This is a genomic window from Flavobacterium sp. DSR2-3-3 (assembly GCF_049896585.1).
Lineage (GTDB): Bacteria > Bacteroidota > Bacteroidia > Flavobacteriales > Flavobacteriaceae > Flavobacterium.
Map to the genome: position 1 here is coordinate 186,312 of NZ_JAFCUP010000001.1, position 19,397 is coordinate 205,708.

Genomic DNA, 19,397 nt, shown 5'->3' on the forward strand with positions numbered 1-19,397 from the left:
ATTATGATTACAATTATTTTACATATCATAATTTTCTCCTATTGCTTTGCGATAATTATACTGATTTATGGTTTTACCAAAGTGAACACAATTGAATGTACCGGGCTGACGCCAAAAACAAAATTCTCTATTATTATTCCTTTCCGAAATGAAGCCGAAAATCTGCCTGTTTTGTTAGAAAGTTTGGCGAAGCTGAATTATCCTGTGGAATTATTTGAAGTGATTTTAGTTGACGATGAATCTGAGGAAAAGTTCATCATTCCAAGTTTAAAATTTAAAGTTTCGGTTATAGATAATTTCAGGTTTTCGAATTCACCAAAGAAAGATGCGATTGGAACTGCGATGCAAATTGTAAATTCGGACTGGATTATCACCACGGATGCGGATTGCACCGTCAATACAAACTGGTTATTGACCTTGGACAATTATATTCAGCTTCATGATGTTGCGATGATTGCCGGCGCGGTAACGTATGATTGTGGCAATTCATTTTTGCATCATTTCCAGCAGTTGGATTTAGCGAGTTTACAAGGCGCAACTATTGGTAGTTTTGGTATTGACCAAGCATTTATGTGTAATGGCGCTAACTTTGCTTACACTAAATCGTTTTTTAAAAAGTTGAATGGTTTTGAAGGAAACGACAAGATTGCCAGTGGCGATGATGTATTTCTGTTGCAAAAAGCGATTGCTCAATTACCTGAAAAAGTGCATTATCTAAAATCGAAAAACAATATTGTCCTCACAAAACCATTGAACGACTGGAAATCGTTATTCTACCAACGCGTTCGATGGGCTTCAAAAACAAGCTCGTATCAAAGTACTTTCGGGAAAGGATTGGGAGTATTGGTTTTTGGTGGAAATCTGAGTTGGATCTTGGTTCTTTGTTCTTTGTTCTTGGGCTTAGCTGCTTTTCAGAATGTCTTTTTATTTTTTGCTTTTAAGTTCACTGTCGATACCATTTTGATTTACAAAACCAATTGTTTTTTAACCAAAACCAAAATGCAGTATTTGATTTTGAGCAGCGTATTCTATCCTTTTTTTAGTACGAGCGTGGCTTTGTATTCGTTGTTTGGAAAATACGAATGGAAAGGCAGAAAATTCTAATTTGCACTAAAGCCCTAGCCCAGATGGAAACGGCATCCTTTTTCTTTTTTCTTTAAAAAAGAAAAAGATACAGTGAACAGCTGGAAATAGCTTCTAAAAAACTACTCTACTTTTAGAATAACCGGAAGAATAAATTGTGTTTTTACGGGAATTCCGCGTTTTATGGCTGGATTGATTTTTGGGAAATCAACCAAACGGGCTTTAAGAATACTGTCGATTTTGATTTTGTCGTAGGTCACGGAATCTTTTGGAAATTGAGGCTCAAATTGCAGGGTTGCATTGGGGAAAACTGTAACTTTTACTTCAATTGTATCGAGTTCAGGATAGAGAATCGACAAAGTGTCAACGCTCAGTTTCTGCTGAATCAACTGCGTTAGAACTTCAAAAAAACATTGTTGGCGTTGTTTTTTATCATCAATTTTTTCGCAATCTACCACTGATGGATATTCATCGACTTCTTTCCAGTTGATTGATTTCAGCTCCTTTTGTAACAATTCCTTTTCAGAAGGAATTTGCTTGTCAAAGTATTGACAGGAATTAAAAAATAGAAATACTAAAAAGAGGTAATACTGCTTCAAGGCTTTGTTTTTGAATTGGACTAATATTTTATAAAAATACAATTATTTTTTTTGGGATGCTTTCGAAAGTAAATAATCTTCGTAGTTTTCAGCAAACCATTTCTTTTTGTTTTCGATTGCAATTTTTTTTTTGACCTGAATCCAGAACCGTCAATCGATCTGAAAAAGTTGTAATCTGTATCATATCCTTATAATATTCCTCCTTTGTCAATATTAAACTAAGGCCGGATTTTTTATCCAAATATTCAAAAAATAATGCGTCACACTCTTTCGAGGAAAAATCCAGTACTTTTGCCCTATCTGCGTTGTAAATTTTCTCTTTTAAAAGCAGGTTCTTGCCGCTTTCATTTTTCTCGTGAGCGTTTACCGAATAAAAAGAAAGAGTAAAGAAGATTGTTACTGCAAATAATTGTATTAATTTCATCTTAAGCATTAACGTAATACGTGTTGCTTTTGTGTTTTCAAAACTAATAAAAATAAATTTATGGATATTCTGCTTTTAACTCTTGGTTTCGCATGCGTTGTTACAGGTTTATTTGGTAGTTTTTTACCGGTTTTACCTGGACCAAGTGTGAGTTGGGTTGGATTAGCATTACTCTATTTCACAAAAGCTGTTCCGGCGAATTATTGGATATTAGGCATTGCATTCTTAATCACTGTAATCATCTCGGTTTTAGATTACGTGATTCCGGCAAAGGGAACCAAAAAATTTGGCGGAAGCTCGTATGGCATCTGGGGAACAAACATCGGTCTAATTATTGGAATTCTTGCTCCTGTTCCTTTTGGGTTCATTATCGGTCCTTTTCTTGGTGCGTTGATAGGCGAACTTATTTATGATTTTAAAGACCACAACAGGGCTTTGAAAGCGGCTGCAGGTTCCTTTGCGGGGTTTCTAGCTTCCAGTTTTATGAAATTTGTGGTTTGCGTAATGTATTTGGGATTGTTTGTGTGGATTGTATGGAACTATAAATCCCAGTTGTTTTAATGTACCTTTAGTTTTAGAACTATATTTAAAAGAAAAAGCCTTTCCATTACGAAAGGCTTTCTTAAATGAGCGGTCTGGACGGGACTCGAACCCGCGACCCCATGCGTGACAGGCATGTATTCTAACCAACTGAACTACCAAACCTGCTTTATTTTTAAATCAAAAAAGCTATCCACAAAAGTGGAAAGCTTTTCATTGGTCTAACTACTAAACCCGCTACGAGTTACAAATTCGTAGCAAACAACACAACTAACGTTAAAAACCTTATGGGGCAAAAAAGCCTTTCTGTTACGAAAGGCTTTCCCCAATATTGCGGTCTGGACGGGACTCGAACCCGCGACCCCATGCGTGACAGGCATGTATTCTAACCAACTGAACTACCAAACCTCTGCGTTATTGCGGTGGCAAAGATACAATAGATTTCCGTTTACGCAAGCGTTTTTTGAAAAAATAATTGATAAAATTTCACGTCAATATCCAAAGTTTTGTTTTTCAACCAAGTATGTCATTAAAACTTTTTCAAAACTTTCATTCACACTCACCGGAATATATTTTATTTGGTTTTGAGAACAGGTTAAAGCCAACTTCTTGAAGTAACTTTTAACTTGTTTTTCATATTCCTCTTTCACATTATCCGCAAAAATCGCTACCTCTTCTCCCGTTTCCACATCAATAAACTTTCTTGGAGCGTTATCAAAGTCAAAATTTAACTCTGTCTTATTATCGACAACATGAAATAAGACCACTTTATGCTTATTGTGTTTTAAATGTTGCAGCGCATTAAACAGCGCTTCTTCTCCCTTTTCGGGACTTCGGGATTCGGGACCGGATTGAAACATATCCGTAAATAAGATAATCATCGAACGACGGTGAATTTTTTCCGCTATTTGATGCAAAAAAGTAATTGTATCCGTGTTTTTTTTAGTCACAGGTTTTTCTAAAAGACCTTCGAGTGTATTTAAAATCATTCGATGGTGGCGATCACTGCCTTTTTCAGGCGCGTAGTACTCATAAGTATCAGAAAACACACTTAATCCGACAGCATCCCGCTGTTTCTTCAACAGACTCATTAAAACCGCCGATGCCAACACTGAAAAGCCAATTTTGTTCTCAAAAAAGTTTTGACTTTCTTTTAATTTCGGATAATGCATTGACGAGGAATTATCGATAATAATATGACACCTCAAATTAGTCTCTTCCTCAAATCGTTTGGTGTACAAACGATCGGTTTTGGCAAACAACTTCCAGTCAATATGTTTGGTGCTTTCGCCAACATTATAGACTTTATGCTCGGCAAATTCAGCCGAAAATCCATGAAACGGACTTTTATGCATACCTGAAATAAAACCCTCCACAACCTGATTGGCCAGCAACTCCAGATGCTGAAAACTGGAAATTTTCTCTATTTGCGATTCGATCTTCATATTCCAAATATATTAAAAGATTGAACAATTTAAAAATTAAACCATTACAGAAACTAAATTTAGGAACTAAAATAAATTCAGCTTAAACAAAAAAAAGGCTTGACTTTCGTCAAACCTTCTCTCTGAATCCTTACGGATTCTATATAAATCATAATCTACCGATTACAACAAAGCGTCTAAACTATCTGCGTAAGTTTGTTTTGGAGCAACTCCTACTTGTTTTCCTACTACTTCTCCTTTATGAAAAACCAATACTGTTGGGATGTTTCTAACACCATATTTAGCAGCAAATTCTTGGTTCGCATCAACATCAACTTTACCTACAACAACTTTACCTTCGTATTCGTTGCTCAATTCATCAATGATTGGACCTACCATTCTACATGGTCCACACCATGCTGCCCAAAAATCCACCATCACCGGTTTGTCTGATTTCAAAACTACTTCTTCAAAAGTAGCATCTGTTATTGCTAATGCCATAATATTTTATTTAAAGTTTAGCGTTTGAATATCTTAAAGTTTCAAACTAGATTACAAAGTTAAAAATTAAAAACAAATCAAACACTATTCTCAAATTAGTTTTGACTATTAACCTATTATCAATTCCTATCCATAACTTTTATAAAATACTTTTTCCTTTTTTCTTGGAGCTATTTCCCGCTGTACGCTATATCTTTTCCGGCTTAAAAAAGCAGGAAAAGGATGCCGCTCCCATCAGGGCTATAAACCCCTGTTTCCAAAACGAATTTTTTTAAAACAAAAAAAGGGATGCTTTCTCAAACATCCCTTCAACGGTGAAAAGTTGTATTACAAGCTATATTTCAATCCAAGTGTCAAACCAACACCACTGATTCCAACATAAGAACTTAATTCATCCATTGGTTTAGTAGAATTTAATCCGTTAGGATTTGTCGCAGCATTATTTGAATTAACATCCAAACGGTTTACATAATTTGTGTGAATTTGAGCTTCAGTTCTGCCAGCCAAAGCATTTTGACCATTCATAGTAAATTCAGTAGTTTCTTTCGATTTACCGTGAACGGTAAAATTACGGTATTCTAATTCTGCAAATGCCGAAATATTTTTCCCTAATTTATAAGAAGTTCCTAATACCGCCATAAAACCAACAGTAGGATTCGGTTTCACCTTGTCCACACTATGAATGGCTACAGTAGCTGGATTAGCGACACCAGTTGGTGCAATTGCATCGGTAGTAATTTCTAAATCCCCATAAACTGGCACAAGAACTCCAACTTTAGTATATGGTTCAAAACCACTCTGCTCTCCTAAAAACAAAACTAAAGCAGGTGCTAAATCAAAAGCACTGATTTGCCCCACTGATTTAAAATTGTAAACAGGACGACCACCAGAAATAAAAATTACATCTGTGGTAGTTTGAGCCATCGTTTTATCAGCACTAGAATAATAATTAATTCCCATTTCTGCTCCCAAACGAGTATTGAATCTGTAACCAACTGCTGCTCCACTTCTAAAACCTTCACCAAATGAACCTGTTACACTCTCTTCAGAAACTAATTTTCCACCTACGTATACTTTATTCAAAGCTGCGTTTCCTCCTACAGTAGGAAATTCAGTGGCAGCCGTTTGAGTAAAATAAGATCCTGCTACTTTAAAATACCAACTTTCTTTTTTTTCCGTTTGCCCTACCATTGTGATCGAACAAATCGCAAATCCCAATAAAAATAATTGCTTTTTCATAATTTCGTTTATTATCATTTATGTAAAAATAAACCATTTTTGATGAAAAATTAATGACAAAAGCGATGAATAATATGTTAAATAAAAACAAAAGATTACAATTGAAGGTTTAGATAAAAATTTAAAATGATACTAATTACACAAAAGACTTAACATGAGATTCTACAGATTTCGTTTATAATCCGTGGATTTTTAATTCAATTTGAAGTTAACCTGCATTTTTTCCAACTCCACCAGCAGTTCGTTTGAGATTTTTATTTTCAATTTCCTGCTTGGCATCGTCAGTTTGGTTACAACCTTAATCTCTTCAACTTCTTCCACTTTTGCCAAAGTTTCTGTCTCCGGGATTTCTAGCGTTTCCATTTCAGAATCTTCATTATCATCAATAAAAGCTACCTCATCATTTTGAATCTCAACAGGAGCAACAGCAACAAGTCGTTTCGTTTTTTCCAATTCCATGATTTCAAAAGACACTGAGTTGTCGCCTTTATTCTCTTGAAAAAGATGACTTAATTTATGGATAAAATCCGCTTGTAAATCTTTAATATTCAAATATAAAATCAGTTTTTTAGCAAACGTTGACAGTACATCCTGTAATTGTTTTACTTCTGTAAACTGCAATCTGGGCTCGCTTTTTTTTCCTGTGTCTTGATTGACCCAGCCTTCTTTTATCAGAACTTTTATAAAAACAAACTGATTGTTGTATAAAAAATGATAGAACTTTAAATATTCCTCTCCAAAAATCTTAAACTCAAAACTCTCGTCAAAGCCTTCTAAAGTAAAGATTGCCCAATCTTTACCATTCTTTGCGGTTCTGCGTTGAAAATTGCTTACAATTCCGGCAAATGTTAAGCTTTTGCCCACATACATTTCCATGTTTCTAAGCGCTTCCAGCTTAGCATTACAAAAATATTTCATTTCAAATCTAAAATCATCCAGAGGATGACCCGAAATATAAATCCCAACAACTTCTTTCTCTCTTGATAATTTTTCCATCGTACTCCAATCCTCACAAGGCGGCACGATCGGTTCAGCGATTTGCACATCGCTGGCATCACCAAACAAACTCACTTGCGATGAATTTTCGTTTTCCTGAAATTTAGACCCATACCGAATCGCTTTTTCATAAAATGTAATTCCGTCGCCATCATCATGAAAATATTGCGCTCGTGTTGTTCCTAAAAAAGAATCGAATCCTCCTGCCAAGGCCAGATTTTCCAATGCTTTTTTATTCGCTGCACGCAAATCAATACGTTTGGTCAAATCAAAAATAGACTTGTATTTTCCGTCTTTTCTTCTTTCTACAATGGTCGCTACTGCCCCAGAACCCACCCCTTTTATCGCTCCCATTCCAAAACGTACCGCGTAATCATCGTTAACGGTAAACTTGTAAAATGACTCGTTGACATCGGGTCCCAAAACTTGTAATCCCATACGTTTACATTCTTCCATAAAGAACGAAACTTGTTTGATATCACTCATATTATTGGACAAAACCGCAGCCATATATTCGGCTGGATAGTTAGCTTTTAAAAATGCCGTTTGGTAGGCAATCCAAGCATAACAAGTCGAGTGTGATTTATTAAAGGCATATTCCGCAAAAGCTTCCCAGTCTTTCCATATTTTTTCTAATTTATCTTCAGCATGCCCTTTGGCGGCCGCCTGACTGATAAATTTAGGTTTCATTTTATCTAAAACATCCTTTTGTTTTTTTCCCATCGCTTTACGCAAAACGTCGGCATCACCTTTAGAAAAATCCGCTAGTTTTTGCGACAAAAGCATTACTTGTTCCTGGTAAACGGTAATTCCGTACGTATCTTTTAGTAATTCTTCGCAGGCATCAAGATCATAAACAATTGGCTCTTCACCATTTTTTCGCTTGACGAAACTCGGTATGTAAGCAATCGGACCCGGACGATAAAGCGCATTCATGGCAATCAAATCGGGAAAAACCGTTGGTTTCAATTCCTTCATGTATTTCTGCATTCCGGCGCTTTCATATTGAAAAATTCCCACCGTTTCTCCACGTTGAAAAAGCTCATACGTCTTTAAATCGTCAATAGGAAATGTATCTGGATCGAGATCAATATTACTTCTATATTTGACTAATTTGACGGTGTCTTTTATCAGAGTCAGGGTTTTCAAACCCAAAAAATCCATCTTTAATAAACCGGCACTTTCTACCACCGAGTTGTCAAATTGGGTTACATACAAATCAGAATCTTTGGCGGTAGCCACAGGAACAAAATCAGTAATGTCACTTGGCGTAATAATTACTCCACAAGCGTGAATCCCTGTATTTCTTAAGTTTCCTTCTAAAACTTTAGCTTGCTGAATGGTTTCTCCACCCAAATCATCTTCATTGGCAAGACCTATTAATTCTTTTATTTTGTCGTATTCTTCCGGACGAACCGCTTTTTTAATTACATCTTCTTTTTCATTTAAAAAACGGGCTAAATTCCACTTAGAAGGCATCATTCCTGGAATCAATTTCGCAATTTTATCTGCTTCAAACAAAGGCAAATCCAAAACACGAGCGGTATCCCGAATCGCTGATTTCGTTGCCATTTTACCGTAAGTGATAATTTGCGCCACTTGTTTTGAACCGTATTTACGGATCACATAATCCATTACGCTGCTTCGTCCCTCATCATCAAAATCGATATCAATATCGGGAAGTGAAACACGATCCGGATTCAGGAAACGCTCAAAAAGCAGGTTGTACATCAATGGATCGATATTGGTAATCTTCAAACAATAGGCCACCACCGATCCAGCCGCAGAACCCCTTCCCGGCCCTACCGAAACGCCCATGCTTCTCGCCTCGGCTATTAAATCCTGTACAATGAGGAAATATCCCGGATAACCAGAATTAGAAATTGTCAACAATTCAAAGTCGAGTCGTTCCTGAATTTCTTCTGTAATTACTGGGTATCTGCGATTGGCACCTTCAAAAGTCAAATGTTTTAAATAGGCATTTTCCCCCCGTACTCCGCCATCAACTGCATCTTCGGGATTATTGAATTCAACAGGGATTTCAAATTTTGGTAATAGAACTTCCCGCGCCAAATCGAAAATTTCAATTTTATCCACAATCTCCGAAATGTTCGAAATCGCTTCGGGTAAATTTGCAAAAAGCTGCTTCATTTCGTCTCCCGACTTGAAATAATATTCCTGATTGGGCAATCCATAACGATAGCCGCGACCACGACCAATAGGTGTGGTTTGTTTTTCGCCATCACGCACACAAAGCAAAATATCGTGCGCATTTGAATTTTCCTTGTCTATATAAAACGTATTGTTTGTCGCAACAATTTTGACATCGTGTTTTCTTGCCAATGAAATCAAAGAAGCATTCACCCGATTTTCATCTTCCTGATTGTGGCGCATCACTTCGATATAAAAATCTTCCTTAAACTCGTTTTTCCACCAAATCAAGGCCTCTTCAGCTTGGTTTTCACCAATATTTAAAATCTTATTTGGAATTTCGCCATACAGATTCCCGGATAAAACAATAATGTCTTCTTTGAATTCCTGAATAACTTTCCTGTCGATTCTGGGCACATAATAAAAACCTTCCGTGTAAGCGATGGAAGACATTTTCGCCAAATTATGATAGCCTTTTTTAGTCTTCGCCAAAAGCACTATTTGGTATCCATTGTCTTTTACTTTTTTGTTTTTATGGTCCTCACAAACAAAGAATTCGCAACCTACAATTGGTTTCATCGGAACTTCGGTAGGCTCTTCACCATTTTCGATTGCCGCTTTATTCTTGGCTTCAGCCGCTTTATTATGATATAAAATATCGCGGACAAAATGAAAAGCACCCATCAAATTCGCATGATCCGTCATGGCAACCGCAGGCATTTTTTGTTGTGCCGCCGCTTTTACCAATGCCGCAATACTAATAGTAGATTGCAACACCGAGAACTGCGTATGATTGTGCAAATGCACGAAAGGCGCATCTGTAAGTACTTTTTTATTCTCAGAAAGCGCTGCTCTTGAAACGGTCGGAGCTTGTTTTTCGCCAAACTGTTGGCGGATTTTATCCGAAGCTTCCTTAAGATTAATATGTTTTATACCAATGAGTTTAATCTCGTTTGGATTTTTATTTTGAAAATCTCGAAAATAACTGGATGGAACATCTAATTCCTCCTTTGTGAAAATATCTCGACGAATTAACTCTAAGAAACAACGCGTAGTTGCCTCGACATCGGCAGTGGCGTTGTGCGCCTCACCAAAAGGTTTATTAAAAAGATAAGAGTGTAATTCCGTTAAGGTTGGCAATTTGAATTTTCCACCTCGACCACCTGGCAATTTCAATAAAGAAGCGGTAACTTCGGTACAGGTATCTAGTATCGGCATCGAACTCATTTGGCTTTCAACACCCATTCTGTAAAATTCGCAACCCATAATATTGATGTCAAAACCTAAATTCTGACCAACGATGAATTTGGCTTTGCCTAATGCGATATTGAATTTTTCTAAAACTTCTGCTAACGAAATCCCATCGGCTTCCGCCAATTCTGTAGAAATTCCGTGAATCCTTTCAGCGTCATACGGAATATTAAAACCTTCGGGCTGGATTAAATAATCTTGATGCTCTATGAGTTTTCCCATATCATCGTGCAACTGCCAAGCGATCTGAATACAACGTGGCCAGTTGTCCGTATCAGAAATAGGTGCGCCCCAACGCTTTGGTAATCCTGTAGTTTCGGTATCGAATATTAAGTACATAAATCCCCTCCCCAGCCCTCCCCGAAGGGAAGGGTGTCTAAATCCTTAGATTCGGACCGTGTATTTAACTGGTTTTAAACACTTTAAAATTAATAAAAGTAACCAAAAATGAATTTCAAATTTAGTTTTTTTCGAATGAAATAGAAGCAAATAATCAACAAAAAACAAATATATTTTTCCGGATTATTCTCCCATTAAAACCACAATCATTTTCAACAAATCATCTTGGTACTATCTTGTTAAAAAGATAAAAAGAGTCCGTATTGATTTTTTGGATGTCGTAGTCTTTCATCAAAAAAAATACTGAAATACGGTTGGAAAATATGTCATTTACTAATAAAATCATGTTTAAAAACAACTTCAACTAAAGTAAAATATTAAATTTAAAATTAAAAAAAAGTCAATTTTAATTCCATTTAATTAAATATGCATAAATATAACAGCTTTTTATAAGCACATTTTAGCAATTCGATAATTATAGAACCCCACCGAAAATTGATTTTTTATTATTTCTAAATAAAAAACTTCGTTACTAAAAAAGAAGCTTAAAAGCCAAAAATCAGTAAAGAAATACCCTAATACGGTTTTGGGTATCGTAGATAATGAAATATTAAAAAATAAAGACTTGATTCTTTTTTTAGTTTTGCTTTCATTGTTATCGTCATAGCCAATTTGGCTATAAAAAAATACATTAAAAACATATTAAAATGAGTACTACATTATTCGACAAAGTATGGGATTCGCACGTGGTGCGTAAAATTGAAGATGGACCGGACGTGTTTTTTATTGACCGTCATTTCATCCATGAAGTTACTAGTCCGGTAGCTTTTTTAGGTTTAAAAGAAAGAGGAATTTCAGTTTTATACCCAGAACGTACTTTTGCTACTGCCGATCACAATACCCCAACTATAAATCAACATTTACCAGTTCAAGATGCATTATCTGCCAATCAGCTAAAAGCATTGGAAGACAACGCAGCAGAATATGGTATTTCTCACTGGGGATTAGGTCACCAAAAAAATGGTATCGTTCACGTGGTAGGTCCTGAAAACGGAATTACATTACCTGGCGCCACTATTGTTTGTGGAGATTCTCATACTTCTACTCATGGCGCTTTTGGTGCTATTGCTTTTGGTATCGGAACTTCGGAGGTAGAAATGGTGATGGCTACACAATGTATCATGCAGCCAAAACCAAAGAAAATGCGCATCAACGTAAATGGTGAATTAAGCAAAGGCGTGGGTCCAAAAGATGTTGCACTTTATATTATTTCTCAATTAACTACTTCTGGAGGCACAGGATATTTTGCGGAATATGCAGGAGATGTTTTTGAAAACATGTCTATGGAAGGTCGTATGACCGTTTGTAACTTGAGTATCGAAATGGGTGCTCGTGGCGGTATGATTGCTCCGGACCAAAAAACATTTGATTTCTTAGAAGGACGATTATACGCTCCAAAAGGCGAAGCTTGGGACAAAGCGGTAGCATATTGGAAAACATTAAAAACAGATGCTGATGCCGTTTTTGATACCGAATTAAATATCAATGCTTCAGATATTGAACCAATGATTACCTATGGAACAAATCCTGGAATGGGAATTGGCATCTCGGCAACTATTCCAAATGCTAACCAGGTTAAAGGTGGCGCCGAAACATATAAAAAATCTTTAGCCTACATGGGTTTTAAAGAAAATGACGTAATGATTGGCAAACCAATTGATTTTGTTTTTCTAGGAAGTTGTACCAATGGTAGAATTGAAGATTTCAGAGCTTTTACAGAAATTGTAAAAGGCAGAAAAAAAGCCGACAATGTTACCGCATGGTTAGTTCCAGGTTCGCATGTTGTAGAGGCACAGATTAAAGAAGAAGGTCTTTTGGACATACTTAACGAAGCTGGTTTCGTATTGCGTCAACCTGGTTGTTCAGCTTGTTTGGCCATGAACGATGACAAAGTGCCTGCTGGAAAATATGCGGTCAGTACTTCAAACAGAAATTTCGAAGGTCGTCAAGGTCCGGGTTCAAGAACATTATTGGCAAGTCCAATTATGGCAGCTGCAGCTGCAGTTACTGGAATGTTGACAGATCCTAGAGATTTATTTTAAAAGATTTCAAAATGTAGAGGATTTTTAATTTCAGATTTCATTAAAATCGACACAGCATTCAGTTTAAATTACAGAATATAAAATAATATTAGTTAGCGTTTACGATTACATTTTCCTTAAGGTAAATCTAAAATCAGAAATCGTTAATCAAAAATCAAAAATCAAATGGCATACGATAAATTTAACATCCTTACCAGTAGCGCAGTGCCGTTACCGACAGAAAATGTAGATACTGATCAAATCATTCCTGCGCGTTTCTTAAAAGCAACTGAACGTGTTGGTTTTGGAGATAACCTTTTCCGTGACTGGAGATACAATGGAGATAATACTCCAAAAGCAGATTTCGTTTTAAATGACACAACTTATAGAGGAAAAATATTGGTAGGCGGAAAAAACTTTGGTTCAGGTTCTTCCAGAGAGCACGCAGCTTGGGCAGTTTACGATTACGGATTTCGCGCTGTTGTCTCCAGTTTCTTTGCAGATATTTTCAAAGGAAATTGCTTGAATATTGGTGTTTTACCGGTTCAAGTGAGTCCTGAATTTGCTGAAACAATTTTTGAGGCTATTGAAGCGGATCCAAAAACAAAATTGGAAATCAATCTTCCGGAGCAAACTATCACTTTATTAGCAACTGGTCAAAAAGAATCTTTTGATATTTCTGGTTATAAAAAAGACAATATGGTCAACGGTTTTGATGACATTGATTATTTGCAAAACATCAAAGAGGAAATTGTTGTTTTTGCTAACAAGCTTCCTTACTAGAAACAAACACGACTTCAAATTACGGAAGTCAAATCCACTTTTAGCATCAAATTTATAATGGAAAGAAGAAAAATTGAAATAATGGATACAACACTCCGTGATGGTGAACAAACCTCGGGAGTATCATTTTCTGCTGCAGAAAAACTAACCATTGCGCAATTGTTGCTGGAAGAATTAAATATTGATAGAATCGAAATTGCTTCAGCACGTGTAAGCGAAGGTGAGTTTCAAGGTGTAAAAGGGATTATGACTTGGGCTAATGAGAAAGAATATTCTAATCGAATAGAAGTCTTAACTTTTGTAGATGGTGGACTTTCAATAGATTGGATGAAAAAAACAGGAGCTAAAGTTCAGAATTTATTAACTAAAGGATCACTCAACCATTTAACGCATCAATTAAAGAAAACACCCGAACAACATTTTACCGAGATTGCACAAACAATAGCTTTAGCTAAAGAAAATAATATTGAAACGAATGTTTATCTGGAAGACTGGAGTAACGGAATGCGCAATTCACCTGAATATGTCTTTCAATATTTAGATTTTTTGACCAAGCAACCGATCAAAAGAATCTTACTACCGGACACACTAGGCGTTTTAATACCTTCTGAAACTTTTGAATTTATTTCTAAAATTGTAACGAGATACCCAAATACCCATTTTGATTTTCATGCACACAATGACTACGATTTAAGTATCGCAAATGTAATGGAAGCTGTAAAAGCTGGAATTCAAGGACTTCACGTAACCGTAAACGGAATGGGAGAACGCGCCGGAAATGCACCACTCGAAAGTACTGTTGCTGTAATTAATGACTTTTTTCAACAAATAGAAATCGGTGTAAAAGAATCTTCATTATATTCTGTGAGTAAATTAGTAGAAACTTTTACCGGTTATAGAATTCCTGCTAACAAACCTATTGTAGGTGACAACGTATTTACGCAAACTGCAGGTATTCATGCCGATGGAGATAATAAAAACAACTTATATTTTAATGATTTACTTCCGGAACGTTTTGGCAGAACGAGAAAATATGCATTAGGAAAAACATCTGGAAAAGCTAATATTGAAAAAAACCTTCAGGAATTAGGTTTAAAATTAAATCCGCACGACTTAAAATTAGTCACCCAACGCATCATTGAATTGGGCGACAAAAAAGAAACAGTTACCAAAGAAGATTTGCCTTACATTATCTCTGATGTTTTGGACAGCCAAACCTATCAGGAAAAAGTTGTTGTCGAGTCTTATATATTATCTCATGCAAAAGGCATGCGTCCATCAACTACTTTATCCTTAAAAATAGATGGCGAAATCATTGAAGAGCACGCGCAAGGTGATGGTCAGTTTGATGCTTTTATGAATGCATTGGCAAAAATATACAAAAGCAAAAATTTAGAATTGCCTAAATTGATTGATTACGCCGTACGAATTCCTCCAGGGAGCAGTTCTGATGCATTATGCGAAACCATAATCACTTGGACAAATAATGAAAAAGAATTTAAAACCAGAGGATTAGATTCGGATCAAACGGTTGCCGCAATTATAGCAACCCAGAAAATGTTAAACGTGGTTGCAGCCCAATAATAAATAGAAATACATTAATATAAAATAGACCTAATGAAATTTACCATAGCCCTTTTAGCCGGAGACGGAATTGGACCCGAAGTAATTAATGAAGCTGTAAAAGTTTCGGATGCAATTGCAAAAAAATTTAACCATGAAATCACTTGGACTCCTGCACTTACTGGAGCTTGTGCCATTGATGCCGTTGGAGTTCCTTACCCTGACGAAACGCATGAAATTTGCATGAAAGCAGATGCTGTTTTATTTGGAGCCATTGGAGATCCAAAATACGATAATGATCCAAGCGCCCCAATTCGTCCAGAACAAGGTTTATTGTTGATGCGTAAAAAATTAGGTTTATTTGCCAATATTCGTCCAACGTTTACTTTTCCTTCCTTAATCGACAATTCTCCCTTGAAAAGAGAACGGATCGAAGGAACTGATTTGGTATTTTTAAGAGAACTTACCGGAGGAATTTATTTTGGAGAAAAAGGAAGAAAAGACGGTGGCGAAACAGCTTATGATACTTGTACTTATACAAGAGTCGAAGTACAACGTTTGGCTAAAAAAGGATTTGAATTAGCCATGACACGAACCAAAAAACTTTGCTGTGTAGATAAAGCCAATGTAATGGAAACTTCCCGACTGTGGAGAGAAACTGTTCAAGCTATGGAAAAAGACTATCCCGAAGTAACAGTGAGTTATGAATTTGTTGATGCGGTTGCGATGCGATTGGTGCAATGGCCGAATTCCTATGACGTCTTGATTACTGAAAACTTATTTGGAGATATTTTAACGGATGAAGCTTCAGTAATATCAGGTTCTATGGGATTAATGCCATCAGCATCTGTGGGAGAATACACTTCTTTGTACGAGCCTATTCACGGATCTTATCCACAGGCAACAGGTTTAAATATCGCTAATCCATTAGCGACTGTATTATCAGCAGCGATGATGTTTGAAGATGCTTTTGGATTAAAAGGAGAAGCAGAAGCGATTAGAACAGCAGTTAACAAATCGTTAGAGCAAGGAATTGTAACGGAGGATTTAGTGTCAATGGGAAGTAAAGCATATAAAACGAGTGAAGTTGGTGACTGGCTGGTTGCTAATTTATAAAAAATGTAGAGACGCACTGCAGTGCGTTCTCTAGATAGCGTCTGTGCATTGCTCTCTACCGTATACAAACAAAAAAGGTGTCAATTTACATTGACACCTTTTTATATAACTAGAAAAAAATATTAATATCCTCCTCTGTTTCCACCACCACGGTTTTCTCCACCACGGCTGCTTCCACCACCATAACCACCGCGTGAATCTCCACCACGACTGTTATTGTTAAAACTTCTTCTTTCACCTTCTGGCTTAGGCTCAGATTTGTTTACTACTATCGCACGTCCTTGAACAGTAGCTCCGTTCAATTCGTCAATTGCCTTTTGAGCTTCGTCATCATTTGGCATCTCAACAAAACCAAATCCTTTACTTCTTCCAGTAAATTTATCAGTAATAATTTTAACTGAATCAACTGCTCCATAAGCCTCGAAAGACTCTCTTAAATCTGCTTCCTCAATACTGAATGGAAGGCTTCCAACAAAAATATTCATATGTACTTATTTAAATAATAGAACAAATGTACTGCATTTTTATTCTAATCTACTATATATAAGCTTATTTATGTTTTTATTTTAAATTTAAAAACAATATTAATCTGATAAAATATCGTGCTTCTGTGATGTAAGAACGCAAATTGCCATCATTTATGGGACTTGCAAACTTACTGGTACCTTATAAAAAACACCTTGCTGAAAATTCAAAATACCACCTCCTAAAGGATTACCATCTACGTTCTCTGCTTTAAATTTGAATGTCCCTGATATGGTATTACCCACATTATCATATTCAGTTATAACAATTTCACCGTTACCAATGCCAATTCCAGTTGCAAATGAAATTTCAACAGTACCATTTGTCAGTACATAAACAGCTGTTTTGGAGCTACTGGTGCCCAAAGGATATTTTTGCGCTTTTGTAGAAGTGGTTCTTAAAGTCAAAACCTCATCTCCGGTATATCCTTCGATTATCAAAGATCCATCAGCGGCCAAAAAAGCTTTAGAATCCACTGCTCTCCAAAACACATTGTCTTTCATTCCTTGAAAAGAAGGGTTGTTAAAACTAATGTCTTCCTCGCAAGAAATTAGAAAAAAAACTACCACCAGAAACATTAAATATTTTTTCATAAAAAAGTGCTTTAGAACAAACAAAAATAATGTAATAATGCTTAAAAAAACAGAACCCTAATAAAAAAGCCAACCAAAATTATACTTAAGCTACTCTAGTTCATTAAATTATTGTTCGGATTAGCAATTATCAATAAAAGATGTATCTTTGCACCCTTAATTAATCGAGGTCGAGTACCTCAAAATTTAATCATAAGATTATGTCAGTAAAAATTAGATTACAAAGACACGGTAAAAAAGGAAAACCTTTTTACTGGGTTGTAGCAGCAGATGCTCGCTCAAAAAGAGATGGTAAATACCTAGAGAAAATTGGTACTTATAATCCAAACACAAACCCAGCAACTATCGACTTAAACCTTGATAGTGCAGTAAAATGGTTGCACAATGGTGCTCAACCAACTGACACTGCAAAAGCAATTCTTTCTTACAAAGGAGCTTTATTGAAACATCACCTTGATGGTGGTATCCGTAAAGGAGCTTTAACTCAAGAACAAGCTGATGCAAAATTAGCGGATTGGTTAGATGCAAAATCTGGAAAAGTTGATGCTAAAAAAGAAGGTTTAACTAAAGCACAAGCTGATGTTAAAGTTAAAGCTTTCAAAGCGGAACAAGATGTTAACGCTAAACGTTTAGCTGCAGCTGCTCAAGCAGAAGCTGATGCTATCGCTGCTGCAACTCCAGCTGTTGAAGAAGAAGTTGCTGAAGTCGAAGCTGAAGAAGCTCCTGCTGAAGAAGAAAATAACAAAACAACTGAAGCATAATTTTAGAAGGCGAAAATGCGTAAAGAAGATTGTTTCTACTTAGGTAAAATCGCTAAAAAATTTAGTTTCAAAGGAGAAGTTCTTGCCTATCTAGACACGGACGAACCTGAGTTATACGAAAACTTGGAATCAGTGTTTGTTGAATGCAACAAACACTTGGTTCCTTTTTTTATTGAAAGCAGTTCATTGCATAAAAACGATTTCCTTCGAATTCGTTTTGAAGACATGAACACCGAAGAAGACGCCGATGCCATTATAGGAAACGCTATATATCTTCCCTTAAATATGTTGCCAAAACTTACCGGTAACAAATTCTACTTCCATGAAGTAATTGGTTTTGAAGTTGAAGATAAACGCCTTGGTGTTGTCGGGAAAATTCAATCCGTGAATGATACTACTGCCCAGCCTCTTTTTGAAGTTTTAAACGGTGATCTAGAAATTCTTATTCCAATGATTGACCATTTCCTTGTGAAAATTGATAGGGAAAACAAAAAAGTCATCATGGATTTACCAGAAGGACTTATTGAAATGTACCTTTAAGTTAGTGTTCAGTATTCAGTTTTTAGTGTTCAGTTCCTCAAAAATCGTTAATCTACAATCTGAAATTAGAATTTTCTATGTCCAAATTCCAATTCAAACAATTTTCCCTTGAACAAGATCGTTGTGCCATGAAAATTGGAACCGACGGCGTTTTACTTGGCGCATGGACTCCTATTGCAAACAATCCTATTAGTATTTTAGATATTGGAGCGGGAACAGGCGTAATCGCTTTGATGCTGGCACAAAGAAGTAATGCGGAACAAATTGACGCTTTAGAAATTGACGAAGAAGCCTACGAGCAATCCGTAGATAATTTTGAAAACTCCCCTTGGAGTGATCGCTTATTTTGTTTTCATGCCGGTTTAGATGAATTTGTAGAAGAACCTGAAGACGAGTACGATTTGATTGTTTCCAATCCTCCATTTTACACTGATGATTACAAATCTGATAACGAACAACGCGATTTAGCCCGTTTTGCTGACGCAATGCCTTTTGAAGATTTAATCGAGGCCGCTGATTTATTGCTTTCAGTGAACGGAACATTCGCAGTAATCATTCCTTTTAAAGAAGAAGAAAATTTCTTGGCTCTAGCCAATGAATATGAACTTTACCCTTTAAAAATCACTCACGTGAAAGGAACTCCAACTACTGAAATTAAGCGTAGTTTATTGGCTTTTAGCCGAAACGAAAGTGTGAATTTTCCAATTGATGAATTAATTATTGAAACTTCAAGGCATCAATATACTCCCGAATACATTGCCTTGACCAAGGATTTTTATTTAAAGATGTAAAAAACTTGCTTTAACCCACTTCCCAAAATTTCATAGTTTCCTATTTAATTGAACCTTTAGTTGTACTTTAAATACTCGAATTCATTACAAATCAAAT

At 36.2% G+C, this 19,397-nt stretch carries 17 protein-coding genes and 2 tRNA genes; 9 read left to right on the forward strand and 10 right to left on the reverse strand.

Annotated features, from left to right (window positions below):
• The first annotated feature begins 3 nt into the window (after window positions 1-3).
• The gene (locus tag ACP7AQ_RS00775) at window positions 4-1,104 is read left to right on the forward strand and encodes a glycosyltransferase family 2 protein (RefSeq protein WP_426094023.1); all 1,101 of its coding nucleotides are present in this window, start codon (window positions 4-6) and stop codon (window positions 1,102-1,104) included.
• Window positions 1,105-1,205: 101 nt separating this feature from the next.
• Here ACP7AQ_RS00775 and ACP7AQ_RS00780 read toward each other — a convergent pair whose 3' ends face one another.
• The gene (locus tag ACP7AQ_RS00780) at window positions 1,206-1,682 is read right to left on the reverse strand and encodes a hypothetical protein (RefSeq protein WP_426090382.1); all 477 of its coding nucleotides are present in this window, start codon (window positions 1,680-1,682) and stop codon (window positions 1,206-1,208) included.
• Between the two features lie 88 nt (window positions 1,683-1,770).
• Window positions 1,771-2,106, reverse strand: a complete 336-nt coding sequence (locus ACP7AQ_RS00785; RefSeq protein WP_426094024.1) for a hypothetical protein — start codon at window positions 2,104-2,106, stop codon at window positions 1,771-1,773.
• 60 nt (window positions 2,107-2,166) lie between these two features.
• On the opposite strand from ACP7AQ_RS00785, the gene ACP7AQ_RS00790 reads away from it, so the two are divergent.
• Window positions 2,167-2,667: a DUF456 domain-containing protein gene (locus tag ACP7AQ_RS00790; protein ID WP_426094025.1), complete on the forward strand. Its 501-nt coding sequence runs from the start codon at window positions 2,167-2,169 to the stop codon at window positions 2,665-2,667.
• A gap of 70 nt (window positions 2,668-2,737) precedes the next feature.
• Here ACP7AQ_RS00790 and ACP7AQ_RS00795 read toward each other — a convergent pair.
• The 6 genes from ACP7AQ_RS00795 to dnaE form a co-directional block, all read right to left on the reverse strand.
• Window positions 2,738-2,811: transfer RNA gene (locus tag ACP7AQ_RS00795), tRNA-Asp, on the reverse strand.
• A gap of 169 nt (window positions 2,812-2,980) precedes the next feature.
• Window positions 2,981-3,054, reverse strand: a tRNA-Asp gene (locus tag ACP7AQ_RS00800).
• A gap of 83 nt (window positions 3,055-3,137) precedes the next feature.
• The gene (locus tag ACP7AQ_RS00805; protein ID WP_426094026.1) at window positions 3,138-4,091 is read right to left on the reverse strand and encodes a DUF58 domain-containing protein; all 954 of its coding nucleotides are present in this window, start codon (window positions 4,089-4,091) and stop codon (window positions 3,138-3,140) included.
• Between the two features lie 162 nt (window positions 4,092-4,253).
• Entirely contained in the window at window positions 4,254-4,571 is a 318-nt protein-coding gene (gene trxA, locus ACP7AQ_RS00810) for a thioredoxin (RefSeq protein WP_091203124.1), read from the reverse strand.
• A 327-nt stretch (window positions 4,572-4,898) separates the two neighbouring features.
• Window positions 4,899-5,810 (reverse strand): outer membrane beta-barrel protein, encoded by a 912-nt coding sequence (locus tag ACP7AQ_RS00815; RefSeq protein WP_426094027.1) that lies wholly within the window; start codon window positions 5,808-5,810, stop codon window positions 4,899-4,901.
• 192 nt (window positions 5,811-6,002) lie between these two features.
• The gene (dnaE, locus tag ACP7AQ_RS00820) at window positions 6,003-10,547 is read right to left on the reverse strand and encodes a DNA polymerase III subunit alpha (protein WP_426094028.1); all 4,545 of its coding nucleotides are present in this window, start codon (window positions 10,545-10,547) and stop codon (window positions 6,003-6,005) included.
• A gap of 707 nt (window positions 10,548-11,254) precedes the next feature.
• Between dnaE and leuC the strand changes: the two genes are divergently transcribed.
• From leuC to leuB, 4 genes are all read left to right on the forward strand, one after another.
• Window positions 11,255-12,649, forward strand: coding sequence for a 3-isopropylmalate dehydratase large subunit (gene leuC, locus ACP7AQ_RS00825; RefSeq protein ID WP_426094029.1), 1,395 nt, complete (start codon window positions 11,255-11,257; stop codon window positions 12,647-12,649).
• Between the two features lie 165 nt (window positions 12,650-12,814).
• Window positions 12,815-13,411 (forward strand): 3-isopropylmalate dehydratase small subunit, encoded by a 597-nt coding sequence (gene leuD / locus ACP7AQ_RS00830; RefSeq protein WP_426094030.1) that lies wholly within the window; start codon window positions 12,815-12,817, stop codon window positions 13,409-13,411.
• Window positions 13,412-13,468: 57 nt separating this feature from the next.
• Window positions 13,469-14,995, forward strand: a complete 1,527-nt coding sequence (locus ACP7AQ_RS00835) for an alpha-isopropylmalate synthase regulatory domain-containing protein (protein WP_426094031.1) — start codon at window positions 13,469-13,471, stop codon at window positions 14,993-14,995.
• A 33-nt stretch (window positions 14,996-15,028) separates the two neighbouring features.
• Entirely contained in the window at window positions 15,029-16,090 is a 1,062-nt protein-coding gene (leuB, locus tag ACP7AQ_RS00840; RefSeq protein WP_426094032.1) for a 3-isopropylmalate dehydrogenase, read from the forward strand.
• Between the two features lie 122 nt (window positions 16,091-16,212).
• On the opposite strand, the gene ACP7AQ_RS00845 is transcribed toward leuB, so the two are convergent.
• Window positions 16,213-16,575: an RNA recognition motif domain-containing protein gene (locus ACP7AQ_RS00845; protein WP_426062715.1), complete on the reverse strand. Its 363-nt coding sequence runs from the start codon at window positions 16,573-16,575 to the stop codon at window positions 16,213-16,215.
• A 153-nt stretch (window positions 16,576-16,728) separates the two neighbouring features.
• Window positions 16,729-17,208, reverse strand: a complete 480-nt coding sequence (locus ACP7AQ_RS00850; RefSeq protein ID WP_426062714.1) for a DUF6252 family protein — start codon at window positions 17,206-17,208, stop codon at window positions 16,729-16,731.
• Between the two features lie 200 nt (window positions 17,209-17,408).
• Here ACP7AQ_RS00850 and ACP7AQ_RS00855 point away from each other — a divergent pair, with 200 nt between their 5' ends.
• From ACP7AQ_RS00855 to ACP7AQ_RS00865, 3 genes are all read left to right on the forward strand, one after another.
• A complete protein-coding gene (locus ACP7AQ_RS00855; RefSeq protein ID WP_091203130.1) occupies window positions 17,409-17,969 on the forward strand; it encodes a 30S ribosomal protein S16 in 561 nt (186 codons plus the stop codon).
• A 15-nt stretch (window positions 17,970-17,984) separates the two neighbouring features.
• Window positions 17,985-18,509 carry a ribosome maturation factor RimM gene (gene rimM / locus ACP7AQ_RS00860; RefSeq protein WP_426062713.1) on the forward strand — a complete coding sequence of 175 codons (525 nt, stop codon included), beginning with the start codon at window positions 17,985-17,987 and terminating at the stop codon, window positions 18,507-18,509.
• 77 nt (window positions 18,510-18,586) lie between these two features.
• The gene (locus ACP7AQ_RS00865) at window positions 18,587-19,300 is read left to right on the forward strand and encodes a tRNA1(Val) (adenine(37)-N6)-methyltransferase (RefSeq protein WP_426094033.1); all 714 of its coding nucleotides are present in this window, start codon (window positions 18,587-18,589) and stop codon (window positions 19,298-19,300) included.
• Window positions 19,301-19,397 lie beyond the last annotated feature (97 nt).